The sequence below is a fragment of the Neorhizobium sp. SHOUNA12A genome (assembly GCF_023006505.1).
Classification (GTDB): Bacteria; Pseudomonadota; Alphaproteobacteria; order Rhizobiales; family Rhizobiaceae; genus Neorhizobium.
On sequence record NZ_JALBGV010000006.1, the window covers coordinates 80,825 to 105,301 of the forward strand.

Below are 24,477 nucleotides of genomic sequence, written 5' to 3' on the forward strand. Positions count from 1 at the left end.
CGCGAAGCTGGGGCCAGGCACGGGATGCGATCCCATGCCGGCCGCCTTCGGCACCCTCATTCGACCTGAGAGCATACTCCGATTGGACGACTTCCCTGGCGACGCCGTTGATTTATTTTACGGGCCGCCAAAAGGGAGGAGATGGATGTCATACCTGCATATCTGGATCTGGGCGACGCTCGCGTTCGTCGTTTGCGCGACGCTGATGACGCTGGGTTACTTCAACATCGAAGGAAAGCTGCTCGCCCCGCCGCCCTTCTATCTGGAAACCTGGGCGGGACTGATGGCCTTCGTGACGATATCTGCCGCATTCATCAAATGGCTGTTCAATTATCGCGGGTAGGGAGCCGGAGGCGATTTTTTCGGTTGCGTCCACCAGCATTTTCATGTGCATGCTCGCGAAACCGATATTATTCGTCAACTGGCTGAGCAAGCTTGGATGTCTGTGAGCGCACCCCCTCGTGAGATCGGCTTTGTCCTGTTTGCCGGGTTGAGGCAACTCGATTTGACGGGGCCTTGGGAAGTTCTGACGCGGCTGCCGAATACGCGTTGCCATCTGCTGGCCGAGGGACGCGCTCCCGTTCGAAGTGCGAGCGGACTGAGTATCGTCCCAAGCATGTTGCTTGAAGAATGCGGTCAACTCGACATCGTTGTTGTTCCGGGCGGGCCCGGTCATCTCGATGCGATGCAGGACGAACGTCTTCTCTCGTTTCTACAGCGCCAGGAGCCCGGCTGTCAGTTCCTGATGGCCGCCTGCACCGGAACACTGGTGCTTGCCGCCGCTGGTCTGCTTCAGGGCTACGAGTGCACCACTCATTGGACGGCGCTACATCGGCTCTCAGCTTTCGGAGCAATTCCCGTAAATCGGCGGGTCGTGTTTGACCGGACGCGAGCCACTGGTGGCGGCGTGACGGGAGGTATCGATCTTGGCTTGGTCATGGCCGCCGAACTGGCAGGTGAAGATGTCGCGCGGAAAATCCAGCTGATGATGGAATATGCGCCAGAACCTCCATTCGCCGGATCGCCCATCACCGCCGACCCCGCGACAGTGAAGGCGTTGGAAGCACCATCGGATATCGCAGATCAGATAAGGGCCATCGATGCCGACGCGATATCCAGACTTCGGCGAGACGCTCGGCTCATCTAGCGATGAGTGGAAGAGCTGTGAACGCGCGCTGTGTTCGAAAAGGCCGGTTTTGCGCTTCGAACTAGGCACAGGCGAGATTATTCCCTATAGGGGCATAATGAGGATAGCTGTGCTGAAAAATGGATAACGCGGGGCTGTCTCTTGACAGAATGCGCACCTTTGTTCGCGTCGCCGAGCGGGGCAACCTGTCGATGGTCGCGAGAGAACTCGGTGTCGGTCAATCGACCGTGACACGACACCTGAATGAGCTTGAGGACGCAGTCGGCGTCTCTCTGCTTAGCCGAACCACACGTCGCGTGATCCTTACGGACGAAGGTAGCCGTTATTATACGAATTGCCGTCAGATATTGCGCCTAGTCGAACAGGCTGCCGAAGAGGTGAGAAATGCCCGTCAGGCCTCGGCGGGTACAGTTCGGTTTTCCTGTACTGCGGCGCTCGGCGTGATGCACATCACCCGCCTCATCTTTGAATTCCAGGACATGCATCCGGACATCAGGATCGATCTCAACCTGACCGACGAGCGTATCGACCTGGTTCGCGAAGGCGTTGACATTGCGCTCCGTCTTGGGCCTCTCACCGACAGCTCGATGAAGCTTCATGCGCTGGGAGAAAGCCATCGGCTGCTGGTGGGTGCTCCGAATTATTTGTCCGTTCGCGGACGGCCTGAGCACCCAGCCGATCTGTCACGGTTCGAAACGGTCGTGATGTCGAATGTTGCGGGGAGCGATCAGATCATTCTTTTCTCTCACGATGGCACAAGCCTGATGATACCAGTCGGTGGGAAATTGCGCGTCGATCACGGGCTTGCGGCGCGCCAAGCCTTTGCCGCCGGACGCGGCATTGGTCCTGCACATCTCTGGCTGGTCCACGATCTTCTGGACGACGGTCAGCTCGAGATCGTGCTTGGGGACTATCGTCCTCCACCCGTCCCGGTGAGCTTGCTGATCGTTCCAGAGCGGGCAGCCATTGCACGCGTCCGGCTTCTCGCCGACTTTCTTGTCGCCAAGGTTTCTGAATTACCGGGAATCCGGCCATCGTGAACTAGAGGCCGAAGGATCGCCTATGGCCACGCCACCCCGTCGTCCGCAGATACTGCTCCCAGTTGAGCGTGTCGGGGTTCAGACGACGGCTCCATTCGAGATCATGCTCTTTGCCGAAATAACCGTATTCGACAGCGTACTCGACCATCCCCAGAATCTCTCGCACGAGAAGTTCGTTAGCGGCAAACTCCGGAAAATATTGCAGAAGGCCATCCCTGGTGAACGCGTTTCGATACTCAGCTTTAAGGCCGGTCACGCGCTGAAAAGTTTCGATCATCTCGCGCGGAGAAATGATATCGCCAACGATCGGCAGAGTTTTCCCATTGTAACGCCCGGGATCTGAAAAAATGTCGAGGACAACCGGTCCTGTCGCCGTGAGCGGATCGACAAAAGGCGCTCGGAAATCCTCAGGAAGATAAACCGGCAAGAGCAGAGTATCCCCCTCCAAGCGCGGCACATAATATTCGAGAAGGTTCGTGTAAAAGAATGCCGGCATTATGAAGGAATGAGAGATCGGCAGGCCACGAATGTAGTCTGCAACGCACGCCTTATCGGTAAAGTGCGGGGCGTACTTCGTCCCGCCGGAGATCTTGTCGACATTCTCAAGGGTGCTGAAAACAATATGTCCGACGCCTGCCTCAACTGCGGCATCCGCCAGTTCGCGGCCGAGAGGAGCCTCGGTTGCCTGCTGCGGGGCGATGGGTGGCGTCATCAGAAATGCGCCATCCGCGCCCTTGAATGCAGCAATGAGATCCTTCTTAAAGCCAGGTTCAAGAGGGACCGTCACGATTTCGGCACCGAGTTTCTCCAGGCTTAAAGCCTCGGTTGAATCTTTTTTCCGGGTTAAAGCACGGACACGGAAACGCTCGCTACGAAGGAGTGCCGCGGCTACGCTTCGCCCCTGTTTGCTCGTTGCCCCGACAATCGCGATAAGTGGCTTCTCTTTTGTGGACATTTTTGAGTTTAAACCTTTCCAGTCACTGGCTGCCGGCTACGCAGGCAAGCTCACGTTGCGGCAAGAGCTGTCAGCCCATGCCGCCACCTCAATGACGGAGACCCTATCTCAACACGCTTTATTGCTGTAGATGTGCGAAATGCATAACATAATGCCATTTAATGGATGAATGGCCACCGGTGAATTGCCAGTGTAGGCCACCGCTCTACCCCTGTGTCCCAAACAAAAAAAGCGCCCGGCTTTCGCCGGACGCTCTTCGCTGTTGGGACGCCTGCTAATTACTTAGCAGACAGGAATTCGCCGACTTCGAGCACGCTGAACTCGTTGTTGTCGGCCTTGTCGACGGCGCGGCCGGCGGAGAAGGGCAGGTTGTTGTCGTTGCCGATGATGATGTGGGTGGCGTCGATCACGTCGACGTTCTCGATCGTCACGAACGGCATATCGTAGACGCCGGCGACACTGCCGGCCTTCTTCTTGTTGTCCGGGTCCTGGATGTTCATCAGGTCGATATAACCGATCTTGCGGACGGCCTTGCCGACATTGGCGTCGTTGAACTCGATCTTATAGACGCGCTTCAACTCGGCCGGAGCGTCGAAGCAATCCGGCTTCGGCTGCTTCGGATCGGCGCAGGCCTTGTCCTTGGTGCCGGCGCCGTTGTCGCGCTCGATCACGAGGGCCGTCGAGGCGTCGATCATGTTGAAATCGCCGATCGCGGCGCCCTTGTCGGCGAACGGATACAGCCACGAACGGCCGGTCCACTTCTTGGAGGCGACGTCGAATTCGATGACGCGGATGGCGGTCTTGCCGTCAGCCTGCTCGACCTGGCCGTCGTCCTTGTAGAGCGGGCCTTCGAGGAGGCCGTAGAGCTTGGAGCCGTCCTTCGCCATGGCGAGGCCCTCGAAGCCCCCGGAACGCTTCAAGTTGAAGACCGGCATCTTGGCGGCGGGGTTGCCCGGCAGCTGGATGAGCGGGTTGTCCGGCGAAAGCACCGGCTTGCCGTCGACGGTGGTAGCGATGACGTCGGTAAGACGGCCCTGAATATCGAATTTGAGCAGGTAGGGGCCGAATTCGTCGCCGAGCCAGAAGCCGTCGGTGACCGGCTGCACGGACTCGATGTCGAAATCCGCGCCGGTCAGGTAACGGGTTTCGCTGGCTTCGGTGACGATCGGAAACGGAGCGATCTTGTTCGGGTCGGAGAGGAAGACGTTCTTGACGACTTCAGCCTTGTTGGCGGCCCAGTCGAACTTCATCTGGTGCAGGAAGAGCATCGAGTCGGACGAGTTGAACTTCGAGCCGAAACCGTTGTCCGACAGCGTCCAGAAGGTGCCGTCAGCCATAGTCTTGATGCCGGAAAAGCCCTGGATTGGCTGGCCGTCGAGCGGCAGCTTGACTTCGGTGATGCGGGCGCCGTCCTTGCCCGGCAGGGTACCGAGGGCGTCGGTGCGCTTGCGGTCGGCGGTGGTGAACTTGCCGGAGGTCTTGAGGAACGCCGGCGCATCGGCCGGAGCCGGAACGACCGTGTTGGCGGGGAGGATCGCCTGGCCGGTGAGCTTGGCCGGAAAAACCTTGTCGTCAGCAGAAGCGGAGCCACCGATCAGCGCTGCGAGCGCGACGGTGGTGAGCAGAAAGCGGGTCATGAATTCACCTGTTGGTTGGCGTGTCGAAGACGCCAACCGGTTAAGGTGGGCGCATGACGCCGAGGTGATGGAAGATTGAAGCTTCGATGAAGCTTTGATGACTGAAATTTCACAAAAGCCGGCCGCCTCAGGCGCTCCTGCGAAGCGCCATCCAGCGGCCCGGCGTCATGCCGAACGCCTTCTTGAAATGACGGGTGAAATGCGCCTGATCGGCAAATCCCGTATCGGCCGCGACACCCGCCAGACTGCCGCCTTCCGACAGCATAATCTTTGCCCGATCGAGCCGGCGCATGACCAGATAGCGGTGCGGACTGGTGCCGAGAAGCTTCCGGAACTGCCTTGCGTTCGTGTAGCGATCGAAACCGCTGACTTCCTCCAGTTCCTCCGAAGAAACCGTCCGGTCGGCGTTCGCCTGCAGGTAATCGCGGCAGCGCAGAACCGCCTGCTGCGCACGCGGGGTGCCCGGCGCGCCACTCTTGCCGTCCGCATGGCGCCAGAGGCTTGTCGCCATGCGGGTGATCAGGTCGTCGAGCAGCAGGTCCTGCGGCTCGGCTTCGAGATCGTCCAGGGCTTCGACAAGACATTGCCGGAATTCCACATCGGCTATGATGGGATCCGGCACGAAGGGCAGGCCGCGCGCACCGCCAGCCGCCTCGATCAGCCGTTCCGGCGGCAGGTAGAGCATGCGGTAGCGCAGTCCGGCGTCGGTGCCGGCCGCACCGTCATGCACCTCGTCTGGATGCAGCACGATGACATTGCCGGGCAGGCTGGCGCGGGCGGCGCCGCGATACTGGAAGGTCTGCACGCCGGAAAGTGTCATCCCGATCGCATAGGTGTCGTGGCGATGCGGCTCGAAACCGAGCCCATGGAAGCGGGCCTCGATCCGCTCGATGCCGCGCGAGGAGGGCGCCTGGACGATGCCGTCAGGAGCGCCGCTTGCGCTGCCGTCGGGCCCGCATCTTATGCTGCCGCCGGCTGCGGCTCCCGGGCTGCACGAACGTTCAAGACCGGCCGCATCGGCTGCCAGTATCTCGTTGGTTCCCGCATAACCTTCGACGGAGTTGTTCTTCATGTTCGATACCAAGATCGCGATCGTGCTTCGCGATGACCTTGCCCGCTGGCAGGAGCTTAATGTGACCGCGTTTCTGACAAGCGGCATCATCGCGCAAAATCCCGCGATCATCGGTGAAGCATATCGGGATGCGGCAGGTCATGTCTACAATCCGATGAGCATCCAGCCGATCGTTGTGCTGACCGCCGACCAGGAGACGCTGCGCACCATCCACCGGCGATCGCTGGAACGGGAGGTGACGACGTCGGCCTATGTCGAGGAGATGTTCTCGACCGGCCATGACGCGGCCAACCGCGCGGTGTTCGCGCAGTTTGCGCCGGAGGATGCGAAACTGGTGGGCATTGCACTCCGGGCCGAGAAAAAGATCGTCGACAAGATCACCAAGGGCTCGAAAATGCATGCCTGACGGCTAAGAACATGGTCTTCGGAATGACCCAGAGCGCGGCGATCGGCGTGGTCGAGGCCACCACATAGGCGGCGATGCTAAGGAGCAGGTAGTTGAGCCAGGCGATGTGCTTTGCCGTCATCAGGCCCGGCAGGGCAACCAGCAGGTTGGCGGCGCAGATCACCCGGACGATCGGGCGGATCCAGAGCGGCGAGAAGGCTCCGAACCCCGACGCTTCCATCAGGGCGATGAGAAGCAACGACAGGAAGACGGCAATCGCCACCAGCACGCGAGAGGATGGGAGAAGCCTCATCCGAAGCTCGCCAGCCAGTGTTTGCCCACATAGTCGCCGGGGATATAGGGCAGGGCGCTTGTCACGAAATGCTGGGCGGTTGTTGGGTCAAGCGATTGGGGCATGGCTGGGCTTGCGTTGAAAAGCGTTTGATCAGGCGATATCATGGATAAACGAATTGTATCGAGCCGGAGGTGCTATGATGCATGCCATCACCATATCCCTGTCCGACGAACTGATGCGATTGCTCAAAGCGCGCGCCGCAAAGAACGGACGAAGCGTCGAGGCTGAAGTGGAGAAAATCCTGACCGACGTTTTGCTGCCAGATTTGAAGGCTACGCAAACCCCAAGTAGCCAGCATAGATTTAACGCTGACTGATCGCCTCACGGTGACGCAGCGATGGAGTTAAAGCTCCACCGCCTCGACCTTCTTGTTGACGAAGCGCAGGGCCACGCCGCCGTTGATCAGTTTGAGCGCTGTTTCGCCGAAGAGATCGCGGCGCCAGCCGGAAAGGGCGCCGACATTGGCGGCCTCGCCCTCGGCGGCGATCCTTTCGAGATCGTCGGTATTGGCGATGATCTTGGCGGCGACGCCCTGCTTGTCGGAGATCAGCTTCAGGAGAACCTTGAGCAGTTCGACCGCAGCGGCGGTGCCTTCCGGGACATGCACATGTTTCGGCGCATGCGGCATCTCGGTCTTCGGCAGGGCGAGCGCGGCGTTGACGGCTTCGATGATGGCGGCGCCGGAGGCGGAGCGCTCCCAGCCTTTGGGAATGGTGCGGAGCCGCGACATGGCTTCCACGTCCTTCGGCTGCTGCTGGGCGATCTCGTAGATCGCATCGTCCTTCAGCACGCGGGAACGCGGCACATTGCGGCTGCGCGCTTCGCGCTCGCGCCAGGCAGCGACAAATTTCAGAACGGCGAGTTCGGTCGGCTTGCGCAGGCGCGACTTGAGGCGCGCCCAGGCGTCGTCCGGATGCAGGTCATAGGTGCCGGGAGATTCCAGCACGGCCATTTCCTCGGTCAACCACAGGGCGCGGCCTTCCCGTTCAAGCTGGGCTTTGAGGAAGAGGTAGACGTCGCGCAGGTGGGTGACGTCGGCCAGAGCATATTCGAGTTGCTTGTCGGACAGCGGCCGGCGGCTCCAGTCGGTGAAGCGCGACGACTTGTCGATATGGACGTCCTTGATGCGGCTGACGAGCTGGTCGTAGGAGACCGAATCCCCGAAGCCGCAGACCATGGCGGCGACCTGGGTGTCGAAGATCGGATGCGGCACCAGATTGCCGAGATGGTAGACGATTTCGATATCCTGGCGGGCGGCGTGAAACACCTTGGTGACGGCGGGATTGGCCATCAGCTCGAAGAAGGGTTTCAGGTTCAAGCCCTTGGCGAGCGGATCGACAAGGACTTCGACAGTCGGGCTCGCCATCTGGATGAGGCACAGCTCGGGCCAGAAGGTCGTTTCCCTGAGGAACTCGGTGTCGATGGTGATGAAGTCCGATTGGGCCAGCTGGATGCAGGCTTCTTCGAGTGCGGCGGTCGTTTGGATCATCGTTTCATTCACGTGAGGGTGATCAACCTTCCTTCTCCTTCCGGCCGCATATGTCAATACGGAACGGTGCTTAACCTTTACTGGCGCTCGTCTTTCTCGGGCGGGCCGGCAAGCCTGTTGAAATAGGCAGACGTCCGAAGCAGCGAGCGGAAACGCCAGGAACGCTCCGATGGCGGCACCGAGGCGCGCGCCCGCATCCGCCTCAGCGTGAAGATCATGAAGCCGAGGAAAATGAACGAGGTGTAGGCGAAAAAGGCGCGGGGTCCGTAATATTGCAGCAGGATCGAGGCGAGCAGCGGCCCGATCGTCGCACCGACCGACCAATAAAACAGCAGGCCGGCCGAAACCAGCGCATGCTCTCCCGGTTTGGCGTAGTCGTTGCCATGCGCCGAGCACAGCGAATAGAGCGGCATCGAAAAGGCGCCGAACAGGAAGACGCTGACGATATTGGCGGTCTCGCTGGTGCCCGCCCCGAAGGAGAGGTAGGCGCCGGTTATGATCGAGCCGATCGTCGTCCACAGGATGACGCGGCGCCGGTCGAGCCGGTCGGAATAGATGCCGAGCGGATATTGCAGCACGACGCCACCGATGATGCCGGCGCTCATGAAGGTGGCGATCGAGGTGATGCTCATGCCGATCTCTGCTGCATAGATCGGCCCGATATTGCGGAAGGCCGCCATCGACAGGCCGACCGAGATGACGCCCACCACCGCGAGCGGCGAAATCCGCCAGACGGCCTTGAGGTCGAAGGCGATTGCCTGCGGCGGCGCAGGGCTGGATTTGTCGGCGATCGAGATTGGCACCAGCGACAGGATCAGCGCGATTGTGATGATGTTGAAGATGAACGGGCCTTCGATGCCGACGGTCGGGATGATGTATTGCGCCACCGTCACCGAGCCGAGATCGACGAAACGGTAGATGGAGAGCGTGCGGGCCCGGTTGGCGTTGGTGACCTTGGCGTTGATCCAGCTCTCGACCGTCGCAAACAGGCTGGCGACCGCGATGCCGGTCACGAAGCGCATCGCGAACCAGAAGGTCGGGTCGACGATCATCGACATGCCGATCGACGCGGACGCCGTCACCGCGGCCATCGCCGAGAAGGTGCGGATATGGCCGATCTGGCGCAAGAGCCGCGTCACGTACATGCAGCCGAAGGCAAACCCGATGCTGTAGCCCGCGCCGATCATGCCGATCGTCGAGGGCGAAAAGCCCTCAGCCGAGCCGCGCAGCGCGATATAGGTGCCCTGCAACCCGTTGCCGCCGATCAAAATGCCTGCGGTGACGAGGAGGGGGATCAACGGACGGATATGGCTCATCGGGGGAGGGCTTTGCGCGGGAATCGGGAACGGTTTTGGGCGGTTCTACCCGTTCTATATCCCGAACGGCCGGTGGGGCACAGCGATAAGCGACACCTACGAATTTTATAGAGGGCAGGCCGCAAAATGCGGTGCCTTCTGCAATTTCTCGTCGACGACTGTCGGAACGATGCCGCCTCAAACGTCAATTTCGTGCCACCGTTGTTCGTCTGACCTGAAAGGATGCCCATGCTGCCCGATACGCTCGAAGTCATTACCCTTTTCGTCGACGATATCGACGAGGCGAGGACCTTCTATCGAAAGGTCTTTTCGCCGAGGATCGTCTATGAGGACGCGGTTTCCTCCGTTCTTGAATTTTCGAACCTGATGATCAATCTGCTGCAGGTGACGCAAGCGCCCGAGTTGGTCGAGCCGATGCCGGTTGCATCGCTCCGTACCGGCGCGAGCTTCCTCCTCACCATACGGGTAGACGATGCCGACGAGGTCTGCGCAAGGCTGGGGGACCTTGGCGTCTCCCTGCTGAATGGGCCGACAGATCGGCCCTGGGGGCGCCGGACCGCCGCCTTTGCCGATCCTTCGGGGCATGTCTGGGAGGTCGCGCAGGTATTGAAGCCTGCCGACTAGCTCACCGGCTCTGGCCTTGCCGCTGTTGTTACCCTAATCCGAGGGAAACGGAGGCGCCAGAACATGAGTCCCATCCTCATCGTCATCTTTTTCGCGGCAGTGGCGGTTCGAATCGCGAGCGTCATCGTCTCGAAACGCCACGAGCGGATTTTGCGCGATGAGGGCGCCGTCGAGCATGGTGCGTTGAACACCCGGCTGCTGGCACTTGCCCACAGCCTGTTCTATCTCGCGGCATTCGGCGAAGGCTGGGTAAGGCACGCCGAATTCGACGGCCTGTCCGCGATCGGCCTCGCGATCTTTGTTGCCGCCTTGGCGATGCTTGTCTGGATCGTCCGGCTGCTCGGCCCTGTCTGGACGGTGAAGATCATGATCGCCAGGAACCATCCGGTCAGCCGGCACTGGCTTTTCCGTAACCTTCGGCATCCGAACTATTTTCTGAACATCCTGCCGGAACTCGTCGGTTACTCGCTGATCTTCCATGCCTGGCTCACGCTTATGACCGGGCTACCGGTCTATCTGGTGATCCTGATCGTCCGCATCGTCCAGGAGGAGAGGGCGATGCGCGGCCTGTTCGGAACCGCCTCGGCGTCCTGACCTGCCGCCCGGAATCCCGCCGATCCTTCACGACGTTTTGGGGCCAAGGTCGGTTCTACCTTGACAAAGCATGTCCATCATGCGCTTTTCCCGCCGATTTTCCATAAAGCCGGCAGGCCGTGCATCGCACGCCGAAAGACCGCAAAACCTACCAGTCCAGGATACTGAAATGCACCGTTACCGCAGCCATACCTGTGCCGCCCTCAAGAAGTCCGACGTCGGATCGACCGTCCGCCTGTCCGGCTGGGTGCATCGCGTGCGAGATCACGGCGGCGTGCTGTTCATCGACCTTCGCGACCATTACGGCATGACCCAGGTCGTCGCCGATCCGGACAGCCCCGCCTTCAAGACCGCCGAGATCGTCCGCGGCGAGTGGGTGATCCGCATCGACGGCCTCGTCAAGGCGCGCTCGGAAGACACCGTCAACAAGGGCATGGCGACCGGCGAGATCGAACTCTATGCCCAGGAGATCGAGGTGCTCTCCGCCGCCAAGGAACTGCCGCTGCCGGTGTTCGGCGAGCCGGACTATCCGGAAGACGTGCGCCTCAAGTACCGCTTCCTCGACCTGCGCCGCGAAACCCTGCACCGGAACATCGTCAAGCGCACCCAGATCATCTCCGACATGCGCCGCCGCATGGGCGAGATCGGTTTTGCCGAATATTCGACGCCGATCCTGACCGCATCCTCGCCGGAAGGCGCACGCGACTTCCTGGTGCCGAGCCGCATCCATGAGGGCAAGTTCTTCGCCCTGCCGCAGGCGCCGCAGCAATACAAGCAGCTGCTGATGGTCGCCGGTTTCGACCGTTATTTCCAGATCGCCCCCTGCTTCCGCGACGAAGACCCGCGCGCCGACCGCCTGCCGGGCGAATTCTATCAGCTCGACCTGGAAATGAGCTTCGTCACCCAGGAAGACGTCTGGGACACGATGGGTCCGGTGATGACCGGCGTGTTCGAGCAGTTCGCCGAAGGCAAGCCGGTCACCAAGGACTGGCCGCGCATTCCCTACGACGTGGCGATCCGCAAGTACGGCTCGGACAAGCCGGACCTGCGCAACCCGATCGAGATGCAGGCCGTCACCGAACATTTCGCCGGCTCCGGCTTCAAGGTGTTCGCCGGCATGATCGCTTCGAACCCGAAGGTCGAAGTCTGGGCGATCCCGGCCAAGACTGGCGGTTCCAGAGCCTTCTGCGACCGCATGAACGCCTGGGCGCAGTCGACCGGCCAGCCGGGCCTCGGCTACATCTTCTGGCGCAAGGAAGGCGACAAGCTCGAAGGCGCCGGCCCGCTCGCCAAGAACATCGGCGAGGAGCGTACCGAAGCGATCCGCACCCAGCTCGGCCTCGATGACGGCGACGCCTGCTTCTTCGTCGCCGGCGACCCGGCCAAGTTCTACAAGTTCGCAGGCGAAGCCCGCACCCGCGCCGGCGAGGAACTGAACCTTGTCGACCGCGACCGTTTCGACATGTGCTGGATCGTCGATTTCCCGTTCTACGAATGGAGCGAGGAAGAAAAGAAGCTCGATTTCGCGCACAACCCCTTCTCCATGCCGCAGGGCGGCATCGAGGCGCTGGAAAACCAGGATCCGCTGACGATCAAGGCATTCCAGTATGACGCGGTGTGCAACGGTTTCGAAATCGCTTCGGGCTCGATCCGTAACCAGTCGCCCGAATTGATGGTCAAGGCCTTCGAAAAGGTCGGCCTCAGTCAGGCCGATGTCGAGGACCGGTTCGGCGGCATGTACCGCGCCTTCCAGTATGGCGCGCCTCCGCATGGTGGTGCCGCTTTCGGTATCGACCGTATCGTCATGCTGCTCGTCGGCGCCAAGAACCTGCGCGAAGTGACGCTGTTCCCGATGAACCAGCAGGCCCAGGACTTGCTTATGGGCGCCCCGTCGCCGGCGACGCCCCAGCAGCTGCGGGAACTGGCCATCCGCGTCGTGCCGACGCCGAAGAAGGACTGAGTTCTTAAGAACAGAAGAGCCCGGCCGCGTGCCGGGCTCTTTGATTCAATCTCTGAGGATGGCGAGCCTAAAGGTCGGCGGCGACGGCTTTTTTCAGGTCGAGCGTAAATTGGCCCGACATGCCTTCGAGCGTGGTATTGGTCAGCCCCACCAGCGTGATTTTCTTCGCAAGGTCCATGAACCAATGGTGGCCGTAGACGCCGCCCCATTGCAGCGAGCCGGGGGAAACAGGCAGTCCGGCCTTTGCCGGATCGAGCACGACCGCCCAGCCGAACCCGAACCCGAAACCCGGCCGCGTCGGCTCCAGCAGATCGCCGATCTGGTTGGTCGTCATCTGCCGAACCGTCTTTTCCGACAGCAGCGGCGCGCCGCCCTTGAGAATGGTTTCGAGCACGGTCAGCACGTCTAAGGCGGTTCCGGCCATGCCGCCGCCGCCGGAATGGAACGAGGCGAGGTCGAAGATGCGGGCGGGGGCGAAGGTCACCGTGCCGTTGAGGACGGGCACCTTTTCCGTCTCTCCCATCCGCGTCGGTTCGGGCGAACCATCGACATAAGGGGCCGCCAGCCGGCTGCCGTCGGTGACGGTGAAACCGGTATCGGAGAGGCCGAGCGGTCGCATCACCAGCTCGTTGACGACTTCCCCGAGGCGCTTGCCGGCTTCCCTTTCGATGACGCCGCCGAGCACATCCATGGAGACCGAATATCGCCAGTCGGTGCCGGGCGCAAAGAGCAGCGGCACGGATGCGATACGGCGCAGGTTCTCGCCGAGCGAAAGGCCAGGCTGATCGACGCCGTCAGAGACGCCGGCGCGGACGTAAGGTCCTTCTTCCAAGTGGAAACAATAGCTGAGGCCGGAGGTGTGGGTGAGGAGATGCCGGATCAGGATCGCCGGTTCGGACCCGTCTTCGAGCCGCGGCCGGAAATCCGGCAGCCATTTCGTCACCGGATCGTCGAGGCCGATGCGGCCCTGTTCGATCAGCCGCATGGCGGTGATGGTGACGATCGGCTTGGTGATCGAGGCAAGCCGGAAGATCGTGTTCTCTTGGGTCATGAGGCCCGCTTCCCGGTCCGCCAATCCGGCGGCGCGGCGGTAGACGATCTCGCCGTCCCTGGCGATCATCACCACAGCACCGACGAGACGCCTGGAGGCGAGCGCGCTGTCGATCGCGGCCTCGATCGTGGGGAAGGGTATCTGGGCCGATGGATGGATTGGCAAATTCATGGGACAAAACCTTCGCTAAAGACGCTTTTATCTAGGGTCGCCTCGGCGAGGGGGCGATCCGGTCGGCCACAAAAAACATTGGGCGACATGCTGCAGACGATCGCGGACGACGGAACTGTTCAGTTTCATATTCTCGATCAGCCGCCAGCCGGGAGCCGATCAAATGGACCTAGGCAGCAAGTCGGGCTGTCCCTGTCTCATCACCGCAATCTTGTCGCTTGCGCCCACCCGTGGCGTCAAGACGCCGCCCCCTGGCTTTCCCGAGCGTCGGGCGAATAGGGGAACCATATCCGTGCGCTTTTGTTGTTAGGGCAGGCAGAAGCATAGGAGTTACGATATGCACAAGACCCTATTGGCCGCGTCGGCGGTCCTGATCGCACTCTCCGGTGCAGCTTACGCCCAGACGACGATCATCACCCAGGATCCGGTCACCACCAATTCGGCGGTCGTTCTGCCGGGCGAAGTTCGCACCTATGTCATGGAGCAGAGCGTTCCGTCGGTTTCCTATCAGGGCGACATCACCGTCGGGACCGCCCTTCCGGATACCGTCGAGGTGCATCCGGTCGATGGCTACGACAACTACGCCTATACGGTCGTCAATGACCGCCGCGTCATCGTCAATCCACAGACCAGGACCGTCATCCAGGTTCTGGAATAATTTCATCCGACTCTTTTCGAGCAACAAAAAACCCGGCGAGCGATCGCCGGGTTTTTTTGTTGGCGGACGCATGGTCCTCAGTCGTTGGCGGTGACCTTGACGCCGAGGACGTTCGGAAGCGTGTTCGGCGCGCCCATTGCGGCACCCATGATCATCGGGAAGGGGACGGCATCGGCCGGTTCCGCGGTGATCGTGAAGCTGCCGGGCTTGTCGAGATAGGTGTTGATCGCAGCGCTCACCATGTTCTGCAGTTCCGGCACGTTGTACTGCGCCAGCATCATCGGCGTCATGCCCTTCAGCATCTGCGCCATGGCTTCGCCTGTGGTGCCCTGGCTCTTGCCGGCGTAGTCGAGCGCCTTCTTGGTAATGCCGGCATCCTCGAAGCGGATTTCGGCGCTGTTGAAGGTGAGGCGCTGCATCAGGCCGAGCATCGCAAGGCCCGCGGCCTGCTGTGCTTCTTCCTTGTTCGGATTGGCTTCCATCGCCTTGGCCGTTTCGTTCGCGGACTTGATGAAGTCGAGCGTGTAGCCGGATACGCTGAAGGCGAGGTTGAGCTTGCCGACCTTGGCGAAATCGATCGCGTATTCGTCGATCTCCAGATTTCCGTCCGCCAGTGTCCAGCTTCCCGTCATGTTCACCTTGCCGTCGATCGAAGTGACGCCGAGCTGCTGCAGCGTGTCCTTCGCCTGGGCGTCGTCGACGAGGCTAAGGTCGCTCTTGACCCCGTTGATCTGAAGGTCGAAGCCGACGGAGGAGCTGTCGTCGGCGACCTCGGTGGTGAGGTTCATCCCATCGACCGAAAAGGCCTGCTTGCCGTCGACGGCGGCGGTCATCTTGCCGATATGCGCTTCGTCATAGAGCATGATCGCATCAAGGCCGTCGCCGCTTGGATTGCCGGGGACGGTAAGGCCGCTGATCGCGATGTCCGAGGCGGTGAAGACCGTCTTGTCCTGGCTGGTGTTGACGTTGTCGAAAGTGACCTTCTCGACGGTGTAGCCGCCATTATTCTCTTCGACGCCCTCGAACTTGACCGTGCCGAGCGGCAGGTTTTGCTTGCCGGCCTGGACCAGCAGCTTGGCGTTGGCGAGCGTCACGTTCGACCCGCTGACAGTGGCCTTTTCAGCCGAGAAGCCGGCGCCGCCCTGGATCGAGAGCGCGCCGTTGATCTTGGCGACGAGATCGTTGCCGTCGAGCGCGAATGCCGGGCCGGCGAAAATCGAAAGCGCTGCGCCGGCGAGCAGAAGCCGGGCCTTGGTGGAGTATTGCATCGGAGTTCCTCCTGGCGGGCGATGGTCCGGCCCGCGTTCCATTAGGGTTTTGTCGATAGTTCGGTCTGCTTGTTCGCGGCACCTTATAGGCAAGCCGGGTAAAAGGTTTATGGCTTTGTTCCACATTCCTTTCGTCAAAATTGCGGCTGACGATTCAGGGTAAATCAAACACTGATTTTAGTCCGGGAAAAGCCTTCATCCACAGGCTGTCGCCGGTACTTTCTTGCCGAGAATCGGGCTTTCCGCTAGTCAAGGCCCATGGGAAAAAATCTGACACCACCCGGCGGCGACGGCGGCGACAACATCTTGCCTGTCGATCTGAAAGCGGCGCTCGAAGAGCGTTACCTCGCCTATGCGCTTTCGACCATCATGCACCGCGCGCTGCCGGACGTGCGCGACGGCCTGAAACCCGTCCACCGCCGCATCGTCTATGCGATGAGCGAGATGGGCCTGCGCCCCAACGCCGCCTTCCGCAAGTGCGCCAAGATCGTCGGCGAGGTGATGGGTAATTTCCATCCGCACGGCGACCAGTCGATTTATGACGCATTGGCGCGCCTTGCGCAGGATTTCTCGCAGCGTTATCCGCTCGTCAACGGCCAGGGCAATTTCGGCAATATCGACGGCGATAGCCCCGCCGCGATGCGTTATACCGAGAGCAAGATGACGGCGGTCTCCGAACTGCTGCTCGAAGGCATCGACCAGGACGCGGTGGATTTCCGCGACACCTACGACGAATCGAATTCCGAACCGGTCGTATTGCCCGGCGCCTTCCCGAACCTGCTGGCCAACGGCACGTCCGGCATCGCGGTCGGCATGGCGACGTCGATCCCGCCGCACAATGTCCATGAGCTTTGCGACGCCGCGCTGCACCTGATCAAGAACCCGTCGGCGACCATCGAAGACCTGATGGCGGATCCGGCCGAGCCTGCCAAGGGCGGCATCGAAGGCCCGGACCTGCCGACCGGCGGCATCATCATCGACAGCCGAGAGTCGATCGTCGAGGCCTACAAGACCGGTCGCGGCGGTTTCCGCGTCCGCGCCCGCTGGGTGATCGAGGATCTCGGCCGTGGCGGTTATCAGATCGTCGTCACCGAAATTCCGTTCCAGGTGCAGAAATCGCGCCTGATCGAAAAGATCGCCGAACTGCTGCTCGCCCGCAAGCTGCCGCTGCTGGAAGACGTGCGCGACGAATCGGCCGAAGACGTGCGCGTCGTGCTGGTGCCGAAGAGCCGCACCGTGGATGCGACCCTGCTGATGGAATCGCTGTTCAAGCTGTCCGAACTGGAAACCCGCCTGCCGCTCAACATGAACGTGCTCTCCATGGGCCGTGTGCCCAAGGTGATGGCGCTCAACGAAGTGCTGCTGGAGTGGCTGGCGCATCGCCGCGACGTGCTGGTGCGCCGCTCGCGCTTCCGGCTGGCGGCGATCGACCGGCGCCTGGAAATCCTCGGCGGCCTGCTGATCGCCTACCTCAATATCGACGAGGTGATCCGCATCATTCGCGAGGAGGACGAACCGAAGCCTGTCATGATGGAGCGCTGGTCGCTCTCCGACATCCAGGTCGAGGCGATCCTCAACATGCGGCTGCGTGCCTTGCGCAAGCTCGAAGAATTCGAGATCCGCACCGAGCACGAAAACCTCACCAAGGAAAAGGCGGATATCGAATCGCTGCTCGCCTCCGAGGACAAGCAGTGGCGGGTCATCGAGCACGAGATCCAGGACGTCCGCAAGAATTTCGCCAAGGGCCGGGGCAAGCCCTATGCGCGCCTGACGACCTTCGCCGATGCGCCGGATGCCGATATCGACGCGATCAACCAGGCGATGATCGAGAAGGAACCGATCACCGTCGTGGTCTCGCAGAAAGGCTGGATCCGCGCGCTGAAGGGACATATCTCGGATACCTCGACGCTGACCTTCAAGGAAGGCGACGGGCCGAAGATCGCGTTTACCGCCCAGACGACCGACAAGCTGTTGCTCGTCACCACCGGCGGCAAGGTCTATACGCTCGGTGCCGACAAGCTGCCGGGCGGTCGCGGCCACGGCGAGCCGATCCGCATCATCGTCGACATGGAGAACGACCAGGACATCCTGACCGCCTTCGTCCATGATCCGCAGCGCAAGCTGATCGTCGCTTCCACCGCCGGCAACGGTTTTATCGTCGCCGAGAGCGAGATGATCGCCAATACCCGCAAGGGCAAGCAGATCATGAACGTAGCCATGCCCGACGAGACCAAAGTGGTCGTGCATGTTTCGGGCGATCACGTGGCCGTCGTCGGCGAGAACCGCAAGCTGCTGGTCTTCCCGCTGACCCAGCTGCCGGAAATGACCCGTGGCAAGGGCGTGCGCCTGCAGCGCTACAAGGACGGCGGCATTTCCGACATCCGCTGCTTCACCATGGCCGACGGCCTTTCCTGGGAAGACAGCGCCGGCCGCTCGTTCACCCGCAACAAGGACGAACTGCTGGAATGGATCGCCGACCGCGCCACCGCCGGCCGCGCCGTTCCGAAGGGCTTTCCGCGGAGCGGGAAGTTCGCCGGGTGATCAGCTTTTGGCGAGTGCGCTGAGGGCTACGTGATACTTCCTCATCGCCATCTTGGCGGCGAGGAACTGACGCTGGAAATCCTCATCCGATATCGTCTTGGGATCGAAAAGCTCGATCCCAGTATCGTCGATATGAAGCTCCAATACTTGGCCTTCCTTCCAGCCAAGACGGTGAAGGATATCCTGGGGCAAGGCGATGCCGTGGTCTTCGCCGATCTTCTGAATAGTGATCTTCTGAACAGTGCTTTTCGCGTTCATCGTCAGCCACCTATAGTAGTGTGGAGACGCTACCACATATAAGGGCGCTCGCGAATATCAAATCGCTTGCGAGGCTACCGCCCTGGCCCGCAACCTCTCCACCCGCCGCATCTGCCAGGCCGAATAACCGATTAGCGCCAGCACGAGGATCGAGCCGCCCAAGAGCGTGCGGGAGGATGGGATCTCGGAAAAGATCAGCCAGACCCAGATCGGTGCGAGGATGGTTTCGAGCAGGTAGAACATCCCGACTTCGGGGCCGGAGAGATATTTCGGGCCGGTTGCAAGACACCAGAAGGCGAGCGGCATCATGATCGCGCCGTCGAACATCACCCAGATGGGATCCGCCACTGAAAAGCCGCCCGTGCCGGCAAGCGAAGACGCGCCGACGAACGAGAGCCCGATCGTTGCCGGTATGATGGTCGCGACGAGCGGCACGAAGCCCATGTCGATGCGGGCCGCCCGGCTGAGCGTGATCGCCAGAGCCAGCAGGAACGAAGCGGTCGCCGCGAGGATGTCGCCAAAAATATGCCCGCCGGCAAGCCCGCCCGAGACGATCAGGCCGACGCCGAAAAACATCACCAGCATGGTGACGAGTGTCGAAGGCGAGGGGCGCTCCTTGAGGACCAGCCAGCCGAGAACGGCGGCATACATGGGCGTGAAGGCGACGATGAAGACAACGTTGGCGGTCGCCGTGTTGAACACGGCGCCGAGGAAGGCGATCGTCGAAATACCGTAGCAGAAGCCGGCGGCAAGACCCGCCTTTCCGGGGATCAGCACCGGACGGGTCGAGCCGAAGCGCCGGACGAGCAGCCACAGGATGATGGCGGCGGCGAAGGTCGCGGTGCTGCGCAGCACGACAGTCGACCACATTTCGCCATGCCCGAGCCGCACCAGCGGCACGTCGAAGGAGAGCGCAAGGCCGCCGATTGCGGTGAGCACGAGGCCCTTTTTATGATCGTTCATGGGATGATTTCAGATGTCCGTGGCGGGATCGAAGATTTCCCAGCCGCGCGGGGTCAGGTGTTCCTGGGGCTGGAACCGGGTCTTGTAGCCCATCTTCGCCGAACCCTTGACCCAATAGCCGAGATAGACATGCGGCAGGCCGAGCGTCCTGGTGCGGGCGATATGGTCGAGGATCATGAACGTACCGAGCGAGCGCTTTTCATACTCGGGATTGAAGAAGGAATAGACCATCGACAGGCCGTCGCTCATCATGTCGGTAAGCGCGACGGCAAGCAATTCCCCCTTCGGCTCGACGCTGATGCCGGAGCCCGGCTCGCGGCGCCGGTACTCGATGATGCGGGTGTTGACATGCGTGTCCTCGACCATGATCGCATAGTCGAGCGCCGACATGTCGGACATGCCGCCCCGCTGATGGCGGTCGTCGAGATAACGACGGAAGAGCGAGAACTGTTCGGTGGAGGGTTGCGCGGGGTAGACCGTCGCGATCACGTCGCGATTGGTGGCAAGGACCCGTTTCATCGAGCGCACGGGCTCGAACTCGTGAGCGAGGATGCGCACGGAAATGCACGCGCGGCATGATTCGCAGGCCGGCCGATAGGCGATGTTCTGCGAACGGCGGAAACCGCCCTGGGTCAGTAGGTCGTTCATCTCGGCGGCGCGAGCGCCTACCAGGTGAGTGAAGACCTTTCGCTCCATTTCACCCGGGAGATAGGGACAAACTGCCGGGGCCGTCAGGTAGAACTGCGGTGAGGGCGTTGCCTGGGTATTCATTGCGTCGTGGCAGTCCGGTCTTTAGGGTCGTAATGTCATACCATGGCGCATAAAAGTAAAACGTCAACCATATGCTGCGGCAGGCGGCAGGCTAGTGCCATAAACTTTCGGCCAGTAGCGTAATCGTTACGACGTACGCACCACGACAGTGCCGAGCAGCAGGTCGTGCACGAGGCGCGAACGCTCGATGAACAGGCCCGCGAGCAGAATGAGCGGGGTCAGCACCGAATTGATGATCCAGAAGATCACGGTGTGGGCCATAGCGGTGAGGAAATCCATCCGCCGGCCGTCGAGCCGCACCATGGCGAGCCCCATGGCGCGCATGCCGGGCGAAGTTTGAGCCGAGCCGCCGAGCGTCATCCCGAAATAGAGAAGCGCGACGATCACGAACAACACCGGATAGAGCATGAAGCCGAGGCCGAGCGTGATGATGCCGAGGAAAAACACCACGACGGCAGCCGGAATGCACAGCAAGAGCACGATCACATAGTCGATGATGAAGGCGAACACCCGGCGAGAAAGAACGCCGCTATAGGCGCGCCAATCGTCCGGTGCGGCATAGGCCGGGTTCGGGTCGAGGCTCATCGTTTCAACATCTCCTGTTTCTCCCCGATGATATGGGAAGAGACCGCCGCGGCAACAAGGCTTATCCGTTTTTCGCCAGCTTCCTGGCCACGTCCATCGCAAAATACGAAAGAATCCCGTCGCAGCCGGCGCGTTTGAAGCAGAGCAGCGTCTCCATCATGATCCGGTCGCCGTCGATCCAGCCGTTCATGGCCGCCGCCTTGATCTGCGTGTATTCGCCGGAGACCTGGTAGGCGAAGACGGGAAGGCCGAACGCTTCCTTGATGCGCCAGCAGATGTCGAGATAGGCGATGCCGGGCTTGACCATCAGCATATCGGCGCCTTCTTCGACGTCGAGGGCGGCGTCCCGCACCGCTTCGGTGCCGTTAGCCGGCGAGATGTAATAGCTGTTCTTGTCGCCCTTCAGGAGACCGCTGGTGTTGATCGCCTCGCGATAGGGGCCGTAGAAGCCGGACGAAAATTTCGTCGCGTAGGACATGATGCCGACATCCTGGTGGCCGCTCGCATCCAGCCCGCGGCGGATGGCGCCGATCCGGCCGTCCATCATTTCCGAAGGCGCGATGATGTCGGCGCCGGCATCCGCCTGCATGACGGCGGCGCGGACGATCTGGTCGACCGTCTCGTCGTTGACGATGATGCCGTCCCGGAGAATACCGTCATGGCCGTGGCTGGTGAACGGATCGAGCGCCACGTCGGTGATGACGCCGATATTCGGCACGGCTTTCTTGAAAGCGGCGGTCGCCTGGTTGATCAGGTTGTTGGCGACCAGGCTGTTGGAGCCGGTCTCGTCGCGCAGTTCCATCTCGATATCGGGGAAAGTGGCGATCGCCGGAATACCGAGATCGGCCGCTTCCTTCACCGCCTCGACCGCCTTGTCGACGCTCATGCGGTTTACGCCCGGCATGGCGGTGATTGGATCGACGATGCCGGTGCCGGGAACGATGAAGATCGGCCAGATCAGATCGTCGACCGTCAGCCGGTTCTCCTGCACCAGCCGACGCGTCCAGTCGGCCTTGCGGTTGCGCCGCATGCGGCGGTGGCCGGTGATCTCGTCGACCAGATGCGTCTTGTCCATGGCAAAGTCTCCAACTTCTCTTCCCGTGCGCGCGTCATTATCATGCAGCACGCCATTTGCGAATGGGAACGATCGCCGCAGTTGAGGCCCGGGCTAGATCCAGAGATCGTTTTGAGCCGTACGTTCGCCGCCCTCGTTGCCGGTGTTCAAAACGCCACGCGGCTCGATCACCATCATCTTCACCTCCTTTTCAGCGAACGGCTTGTGCTGCACCCCCTTCGGCACCACGAACATTTCGCCTGGACCGATGTGAACGCTGCCGTCGCGGAAGTCGATCCGCAAATGGCCTTCGATAACGATTAAGGCTTCATCCGTTTCCGGGTGATCGTGCCAAATGAAATCGCCTTCGATGCGGACGAGCTTGAACTGGTAGTCGTTCATTTCGGCGACGACGCGCTGCTGCCAGAGATCGGGTATCCGTGCCAGCTTCTCGGCGAAGTTTATCGGCTTATGTGAAAAGTTCCGCTCGGTCATGTCTTCTCCTTTGATTGGCGGAAAACCTATCAGGTCAGGGCGCAGGGCTCTTGAACGATCGTGCGGACGACGGGCTGGTACTGGCGGGCGGCGACCGTGGCGGCTAATGTAGTCCCATGGAACCCGATTCACTCACGGTGCCGAAGCGCACGCTGACCGAAATTCTCTATGTCGCCTTCCTCAGGCTGATCGCGATCGCCTGTTTCTGGTTCGGCCTGCAATATTGGGCGATGCTCGTCGGTTATTCGCTGAAGGGCATGGCCCGCTTCGATCTGCTGACGCTTCCCTGGAAGGTGGCGGCGTCTTCGCTTGCCGTGCTGTTTCCAGTCGCCTCGCTTGGCCTCTGGCTCACCGTTTCCTGGGGGCCTGTGCTCTGGACGATCGCTGCAATCTCGCAGGTGTCGATGTATATCGTCTGGCCGGAGATTTTCGGACACAACCGTCTCGTGCCCCTCATGCACGGCCTCGTCGCAGCGCTCTATGTCGTATTTCGGCTCTCACTATGGGTCGAGGCGCGCCGCAAGGCGGAGCGGGTAAGAATTGATTCACCTTGAAATTAAAGCTTTGACGGCCTGAATTGACCAGAAATTCGCCGCTAAGTGATTGATTTATTTTAAATCTGAATGACAGCATCCTGGGCCGGCGAGGGCGGGCCGGAATTCGAACGAACGCGTTAAGCGCTTGTTAAGCCTATGTTTTAAGTCGAATTTTATGCGTATTGGATAGTGTCTGTCTCAAGGCGGGAAGAAACAAACACCGCCAAACAAAACAGGATGAGGCAGTCATGATGAACACGAAACTGAAGCCGCAGACGGCACCGGCAGTAGCAGATCCGCATGAAGACACCATTCGCGCCCTCTACATGGAATCGCTGCATCTGGTCGAGCGCCTCCACCGCCGCCTTCTCGATGTGATCAAGGACGAGTTCGACCGCCAGGGTCGTGACGACGTCAACGCCGTCCAGGCGCTCCTGCTTTTCAACATCGGCAATTCGGAACTGACAGCCGGCGAACTGCGCTCCCGCGGTTATTATCTCGGCTCGAACGTCTCCTATAACGTCAAGAAGCTGGTCGACCTCGGCTTCATCAACCACCAGCGCTCGCGCATCGACCGCCGCTCGGTCCGCATCAGCCTGACGCCGGAAGGCCAGGCGATCGCAGAAACCGTCGGCAAGCTCTACGAGCGCCATATCGGCTCGATCGAAAAGGTCGGCGGCATCGGCGAGGGCGAATTCTCTCAGATGAACAAGCTACTCCAGCGCCTCGACCGCTTCTGGAACGACCAGATCCTCTACCGCCTTTAATCCACCGGGGGCTTGCGAAACACTCCATTACCTCCAGTCATGCGGTGCTACGCAAAAGCGTAACGGGGTGTCGGAAGACGCGCCGTTACGCTTGTTTGCGTGCAAGCCGCTCAGCCGGATCGAGCCTATCGTTGGGCGAGCAGGGCGCGGCCGGCGTTTCGGATGGTGAGGGCGGAATCCGCCATCTGGGCAATCAAGCCGGCAGTCATCGCTGAGGCGAGGGTCTCGGTATAGTCTTCGCCCTGGAGACCGTGCTTTTTGCAATAATTCTGGACGGCCCCGCGTGTGGAGGTCGGCGAGACGCCAAACTTGTTGTTCTGGAAAGCATTGACAATAATTTGGTATTTTTCGTCCAGGGTCACGGTAGCTCTCCAATGGGTGATGTTTGGGGTGCCTACCAGTATGGGAGCCGGGTTGATAGACGAATTCGGCTATGGGCGTCGGAAATACGTTCCGATAAGTCCGTTTGCGCCGGAATGCTCGCCTACATTGTAGCTGCTGCTGCCCGGCGAATCTCGGTCGTCATGCCCGCAAACATCGAGGAGAGGTCGAGCCAGCCGTCTGGTCTGCGGCCCGTCACCTTTTCCGGCCAGCCGCAGACGCCGTCCTGTTCGACATAACCGACGCATTGCGGGGCGGTCTCATCGCGAAAATGCAGGACGACCAGCTTTCCAGGCTCAAGGGCTTCGATCGGGTACCAGTTCAATTCTCGTATTCCTCACTTTGACGGTCGACTTTTAGCCAATCCGCTTGTCCCAGGCTTACGGCTTTTACGTTTCCAAACG

28 protein-coding genes are annotated in these 24,477 nt (G+C 60.9%); 12 read left to right on the forward strand and 16 right to left on the reverse strand.

Translation table 11 applies throughout. From position 1 onward, the window contains the following. The first annotated feature begins 145 nt into the window (after positions 1–145). From MOV63_RS04785 to MOV63_RS04795, 3 genes are all read left to right on the forward strand, one after another. A complete protein-coding gene (locus tag MOV63_RS04785; RefSeq protein WP_038541799.1) occupies positions 146–343 on the forward strand; it encodes a hypothetical protein in 198 nt (65 codons plus the stop codon). A 96-nt stretch (positions 344–439) separates the two neighbouring features. After that, a complete protein-coding gene (locus MOV63_RS04790) occupies positions 440–1,147 on the forward strand; it encodes a DJ-1/PfpI family protein (protein ID WP_247032058.1) in 708 nt (235 codons plus the stop codon). 119 nt (positions 1,148–1,266) lie between these two features. Further along, positions 1,267–2,187, forward strand: coding sequence for a LysR family transcriptional regulator (locus MOV63_RS04795; RefSeq protein WP_247032060.1), 921 nt, complete (start codon positions 1,267–1,269; stop codon positions 2,185–2,187). A gap of 1 nt (position 2,188) precedes the next feature. On the opposite strand, the gene MOV63_RS04800 is transcribed toward MOV63_RS04795, so the two are convergent. The 3 genes from MOV63_RS04800 to MOV63_RS04810 form a co-directional block, all read right to left on the reverse strand. Further along, the gene (locus tag MOV63_RS04800; protein WP_247032062.1) at positions 2,189–3,142 is read right to left on the reverse strand and encodes an NmrA/HSCARG family protein; all 954 of its coding nucleotides are present in this window, start codon (positions 3,140–3,142) and stop codon (positions 2,189–2,191) included. A 278-nt stretch (positions 3,143–3,420) separates the two neighbouring features. Further along, positions 3,421–4,779 carry an esterase-like activity of phytase family protein gene (locus tag MOV63_RS04805; protein ID WP_247032064.1) on the reverse strand — a complete coding sequence of 453 codons (1,359 nt, stop codon included), beginning with the start codon at positions 4,777–4,779 and terminating at the stop codon, positions 3,421–3,423. Positions 4,780–4,906: 127 nt separating this feature from the next. After that, positions 4,907–5,851 carry an AraC family transcriptional regulator gene (locus MOV63_RS04810; RefSeq protein WP_247032066.1) on the reverse strand — a complete coding sequence of 315 codons (945 nt, stop codon included), beginning with the start codon at positions 5,849–5,851 and terminating at the stop codon, positions 4,907–4,909. On the opposite strand from MOV63_RS04810, the gene MOV63_RS04815 reads away from it, so the two are divergent. Next, positions 5,850–6,257, forward strand: coding sequence for a DUF2000 family protein (locus MOV63_RS04815; protein ID WP_247032068.1), 408 nt, complete (start codon positions 5,850–5,852; stop codon positions 6,255–6,257). The two genes, MOV63_RS04810 and MOV63_RS04815, sit on opposite strands and share 2 nt — an antisense overlap. Here MOV63_RS04815 and MOV63_RS04820 read toward each other — a convergent pair. After that, positions 6,229–6,549 carry a hypothetical protein gene (locus MOV63_RS04820; protein WP_247032070.1) on the reverse strand — a complete coding sequence of 107 codons (321 nt, stop codon included), beginning with the start codon at positions 6,547–6,549 and terminating at the stop codon, positions 6,229–6,231. The genes MOV63_RS04815 and MOV63_RS04820 overlap by 29 nt on opposite strands. A gap of 178 nt (positions 6,550–6,727) precedes the next feature. Here MOV63_RS04820 and MOV63_RS04825 point away from each other — a divergent pair, with 178 nt between their 5' ends. After that, positions 6,728–6,907 (forward strand): FitA-like ribbon-helix-helix domain-containing protein, encoded by a 180-nt coding sequence (locus MOV63_RS04825; RefSeq protein ID WP_247032072.1) that lies wholly within the window; start codon positions 6,728–6,730, stop codon positions 6,905–6,907. A 27-nt stretch (positions 6,908–6,934) separates the two neighbouring features. Here MOV63_RS04825 and rnd read toward each other — a convergent pair whose 3' ends face one another. Both rnd and MOV63_RS04835 read right to left on the reverse strand, forming a co-directional pair. Beyond that, entirely contained in the window at positions 6,935–8,080 is a 1,146-nt protein-coding gene (gene rnd / locus MOV63_RS04830) for a ribonuclease D (RefSeq protein WP_247032074.1), read from the reverse strand. Between the two features lie 77 nt (positions 8,081–8,157). Further along, positions 8,158–9,396, reverse strand: a complete 1,239-nt coding sequence (locus tag MOV63_RS04835) for an MFS transporter (protein ID WP_038541815.1) — start codon at positions 9,394–9,396, stop codon at positions 8,158–8,160. Positions 9,397–9,618: 222 nt separating this feature from the next. Here MOV63_RS04835 and MOV63_RS04840 point away from each other — a divergent pair, with 222 nt between their 5' ends. The 3 genes from MOV63_RS04840 (at position 9,619) to aspS (ending at position 12,574) form a co-directional block, all read left to right on the forward strand. Then, positions 9,619–10,020 carry a VOC family protein gene (locus MOV63_RS04840; protein WP_038541817.1) on the forward strand — a complete coding sequence of 134 codons (402 nt, stop codon included), beginning with the start codon at positions 9,619–9,621 and terminating at the stop codon, positions 10,018–10,020. Between the two features lie 63 nt (positions 10,021–10,083). Next, positions 10,084–10,614, forward strand: a complete 531-nt coding sequence (locus MOV63_RS04845) for an isoprenylcysteine carboxyl methyltransferase family protein (protein ID WP_247032076.1) — start codon at positions 10,084–10,086, stop codon at positions 10,612–10,614. A 169-nt stretch (positions 10,615–10,783) separates the two neighbouring features. Then, positions 10,784–12,574, forward strand: a complete 1,791-nt coding sequence (aspS, locus tag MOV63_RS04850; RefSeq protein WP_247032078.1) for an aspartate--tRNA ligase — start codon at positions 10,784–10,786, stop codon at positions 12,572–12,574. Between the two features lie 67 nt (positions 12,575–12,641). On the opposite strand, the gene MOV63_RS04855 is transcribed toward aspS, so the two are convergent. Further along, positions 12,642–13,796 (reverse strand): serine hydrolase, encoded by a 1,155-nt coding sequence (locus tag MOV63_RS04855; protein ID WP_247032080.1) that lies wholly within the window; start codon positions 13,794–13,796, stop codon positions 12,642–12,644. A gap of 337 nt (positions 13,797–14,133) precedes the next feature. On the opposite strand from MOV63_RS04855, the gene MOV63_RS04860 reads away from it, so the two are divergent. Continuing rightward, complete coding sequence (locus MOV63_RS04860) at positions 14,134–14,454, forward strand: DUF1236 domain-containing protein (RefSeq protein WP_038541825.1); 321 nt, start codon at positions 14,134–14,136, stop codon at positions 14,452–14,454. A gap of 77 nt (positions 14,455–14,531) precedes the next feature. Here the strand turns inward: MOV63_RS04860 and MOV63_RS04865 are convergent, their stop codons facing one another. Continuing rightward, on the reverse strand, positions 14,532–15,722 hold the full coding sequence (locus MOV63_RS04865) for a hypothetical protein (protein WP_247032081.1): 1,191 nt from the start codon (positions 15,720–15,722) through the stop codon (positions 14,532–14,534). A 258-nt stretch (positions 15,723–15,980) separates the two neighbouring features. Here MOV63_RS04865 and parC point away from each other — a divergent pair, with 258 nt between their 5' ends. Beyond that, positions 15,981–18,263 (forward strand): DNA topoisomerase IV subunit A, encoded by a 2,283-nt coding sequence (gene parC / locus MOV63_RS04870; protein ID WP_247032083.1) that lies wholly within the window; start codon positions 15,981–15,983, stop codon positions 18,261–18,263. On the opposite strand, the gene MOV63_RS04875 is transcribed toward parC, so the two are convergent. From MOV63_RS04875 to MOV63_RS04900, 6 genes are all read right to left on the reverse strand, one after another. Then, a complete protein-coding gene (locus MOV63_RS04875; protein WP_247032085.1) occupies positions 18,264–18,521 on the reverse strand; it encodes an AbrB/MazE/SpoVT family DNA-binding domain-containing protein in 258 nt (85 codons plus the stop codon). It lies immediately after the preceding gene. A 57-nt stretch (positions 18,522–18,578) separates the two neighbouring features. Further along, on the reverse strand, positions 18,579–19,484 hold the full coding sequence (locus MOV63_RS04880) for a DMT family transporter (protein ID WP_247032087.1): 906 nt from the start codon (positions 19,482–19,484) through the stop codon (positions 18,579–18,581). Between the two features lie 9 nt (positions 19,485–19,493). Then, positions 19,494–20,255, reverse strand: coding sequence for an arginyltransferase (locus MOV63_RS04885; RefSeq protein ID WP_038541835.1), 762 nt, complete (start codon positions 20,253–20,255; stop codon positions 19,494–19,496). 126 nt (positions 20,256–20,381) lie between these two features. After that, positions 20,382–20,840 (reverse strand): RDD family protein, encoded by a 459-nt coding sequence (locus tag MOV63_RS04890; protein WP_247032089.1) that lies wholly within the window; start codon positions 20,838–20,840, stop codon positions 20,382–20,384. 61 nt (positions 20,841–20,901) lie between these two features. Further along, positions 20,902–21,915, reverse strand: coding sequence for a porphobilinogen synthase (gene hemB, locus MOV63_RS04895; protein WP_247032091.1), 1,014 nt, complete (start codon positions 21,913–21,915; stop codon positions 20,902–20,904). Between the two features lie 93 nt (positions 21,916–22,008). Continuing rightward, entirely contained in the window at positions 22,009–22,389 is a 381-nt protein-coding gene (locus MOV63_RS04900) for a cupin domain-containing protein (protein WP_247032093.1), read from the reverse strand. A 116-nt stretch (positions 22,390–22,505) separates the two neighbouring features. Here MOV63_RS04900 and MOV63_RS04905 point away from each other — a divergent pair, with 116 nt between their 5' ends. Together MOV63_RS04905 and ldtR are read left to right on the forward strand one after the other, a co-directional pair. Beyond that, positions 22,506–22,943: a DUF6163 family protein gene (locus MOV63_RS04905; RefSeq protein WP_038585526.1), complete on the forward strand. Its 438-nt coding sequence runs from the start codon at positions 22,506–22,508 to the stop codon at positions 22,941–22,943. A 233-nt stretch (positions 22,944–23,176) separates the two neighbouring features. Beyond that, the gene (gene ldtR, locus MOV63_RS04910) at positions 23,177–23,692 is read left to right on the forward strand and encodes a transcriptional regulator LdtR (RefSeq protein WP_247032143.1); all 516 of its coding nucleotides are present in this window, start codon (positions 23,177–23,179) and stop codon (positions 23,690–23,692) included. A gap of 125 nt (positions 23,693–23,817) precedes the next feature. Here ldtR and MOV63_RS04915 read toward each other — a convergent pair whose 3' ends face one another. Next, positions 23,818–24,054 (reverse strand): hypothetical protein, encoded by a 237-nt coding sequence (locus MOV63_RS04915; RefSeq protein ID WP_038541845.1) that lies wholly within the window; start codon positions 24,052–24,054, stop codon positions 23,818–23,820. A 122-nt stretch (positions 24,055–24,176) separates the two neighbouring features. Further along, positions 24,177–24,398: a hypothetical protein gene (locus MOV63_RS04920; RefSeq protein ID WP_105402967.1), complete on the reverse strand. Its 222-nt coding sequence runs from the start codon at positions 24,396–24,398 to the stop codon at positions 24,177–24,179. Positions 24,399–24,477: the final 79 nt, after the last annotated feature.

Excerpts from the sequence above, each read along its gene's own strand:
- MOV63_RS04785 (WP_038541799.1), top strand. The coding sequence starts at position 146 with ATGTCATACCTGCATATCTGGATCTGGGCGACGCTCGCGTTCGTCGTT.
- MOV63_RS04790 (WP_247032058.1), top strand. The coding sequence starts at position 440 with ATGTCTGTGAGCGCACCCCCTCGTGAGATCGGCTTTGTCCTGTTTGCC.
- MOV63_RS04795 (WP_247032060.1), top strand. The coding sequence starts at position 1,267 with ATGGATAACGCGGGGCTGTCTCTTGACAGAATGCGCACCTTTGTTCGC.
- MOV63_RS04800 (WP_247032062.1), bottom strand. The coding sequence starts at position 3,142 with ATGTCCACAAAAGAGAAGCCACTTATCGCGATTGTCGGGGCAACGAGC.
- MOV63_RS04805 (WP_247032064.1), bottom strand. The coding sequence starts at position 4,779 with ATGACCCGCTTTCTGCTCACCACCGTCGCGCTCGCAGCGCTGATCGGT.
- MOV63_RS04815 (WP_247032068.1), top strand. The coding sequence starts at position 5,850 with ATGTTCGATACCAAGATCGCGATCGTGCTTCGCGATGACCTTGCCCGC.
- MOV63_RS04810 (WP_247032066.1), bottom strand. The coding sequence starts at position 5,851 with ATGAAGAACAACTCCGTCGAAGGTTATGCGGGAACCAACGAGATACTG.
- MOV63_RS04820 (WP_247032070.1), bottom strand. The coding sequence starts at position 6,549 with ATGAGGCTTCTCCCATCCTCTCGCGTGCTGGTGGCGATTGCCGTCTTC.
- MOV63_RS04825 (WP_247032072.1), top strand. The coding sequence starts at position 6,728 with ATGATGCATGCCATCACCATATCCCTGTCCGACGAACTGATGCGATTG.
- rnd (WP_247032074.1), bottom strand. The coding sequence starts at position 8,080 with ATGATCCAAACGACCGCCGCACTCGAAGAAGCCTGCATCCAGCTGGCC.
- MOV63_RS04835 (WP_038541815.1), bottom strand. The coding sequence starts at position 9,396 with ATGAGCCATATCCGTCCGTTGATCCCCCTCCTCGTCACCGCAGGCATT.
- MOV63_RS04840 (WP_038541817.1), top strand. The coding sequence starts at position 9,619 with ATGCCCATGCTGCCCGATACGCTCGAAGTCATTACCCTTTTCGTCGAC.
- MOV63_RS04845 (WP_247032076.1), top strand. The coding sequence starts at position 10,084 with ATGAGTCCCATCCTCATCGTCATCTTTTTCGCGGCAGTGGCGGTTCGA.
- aspS (WP_247032078.1), top strand. The coding sequence starts at position 10,784 with ATGCACCGTTACCGCAGCCATACCTGTGCCGCCCTCAAGAAGTCCGAC.
- MOV63_RS04855 (WP_247032080.1), bottom strand. The coding sequence starts at position 13,796 with ATGAATTTGCCAATCCATCCATCGGCCCAGATACCCTTCCCCACGATC.
- MOV63_RS04860 (WP_038541825.1), top strand. The coding sequence starts at position 14,134 with ATGCACAAGACCCTATTGGCCGCGTCGGCGGTCCTGATCGCACTCTCC.
- MOV63_RS04865 (WP_247032081.1), bottom strand. The coding sequence starts at position 15,722 with ATGCAATACTCCACCAAGGCCCGGCTTCTGCTCGCCGGCGCAGCGCTT.
- parC (WP_247032083.1), top strand. The coding sequence starts at position 15,981 with ATGGGAAAAAATCTGACACCACCCGGCGGCGACGGCGGCGACAACATC.
- MOV63_RS04875 (WP_247032085.1), bottom strand. The coding sequence starts at position 18,521 with ATGAACGCGAAAAGCACTGTTCAGAAGATCACTATTCAGAAGATCGGC.
- MOV63_RS04880 (WP_247032087.1), bottom strand. The coding sequence starts at position 19,484 with ATGAACGATCATAAAAAGGGCCTCGTGCTCACCGCAATCGGCGGCCTT.
- MOV63_RS04885 (WP_038541835.1), bottom strand. The coding sequence starts at position 20,255 with ATGAATACCCAGGCAACGCCCTCACCGCAGTTCTACCTGACGGCCCCG.
- MOV63_RS04890 (WP_247032089.1), bottom strand. The coding sequence starts at position 20,840 with ATGAGCCTCGACCCGAACCCGGCCTATGCCGCACCGGACGATTGGCGC.
- hemB (WP_247032091.1), bottom strand. The coding sequence starts at position 21,915 with ATGGACAAGACGCATCTGGTCGACGAGATCACCGGCCACCGCCGCATG.
- MOV63_RS04900 (WP_247032093.1), bottom strand. The coding sequence starts at position 22,389 with ATGACCGAGCGGAACTTTTCACATAAGCCGATAAACTTCGCCGAGAAG.
- MOV63_RS04905 (WP_038585526.1), top strand. The coding sequence starts at position 22,506 with ATGGAACCCGATTCACTCACGGTGCCGAAGCGCACGCTGACCGAAATT.
- ldtR (WP_247032143.1), top strand. The coding sequence starts at position 23,177 with ATGAACACGAAACTGAAGCCGCAGACGGCACCGGCAGTAGCAGATCCG.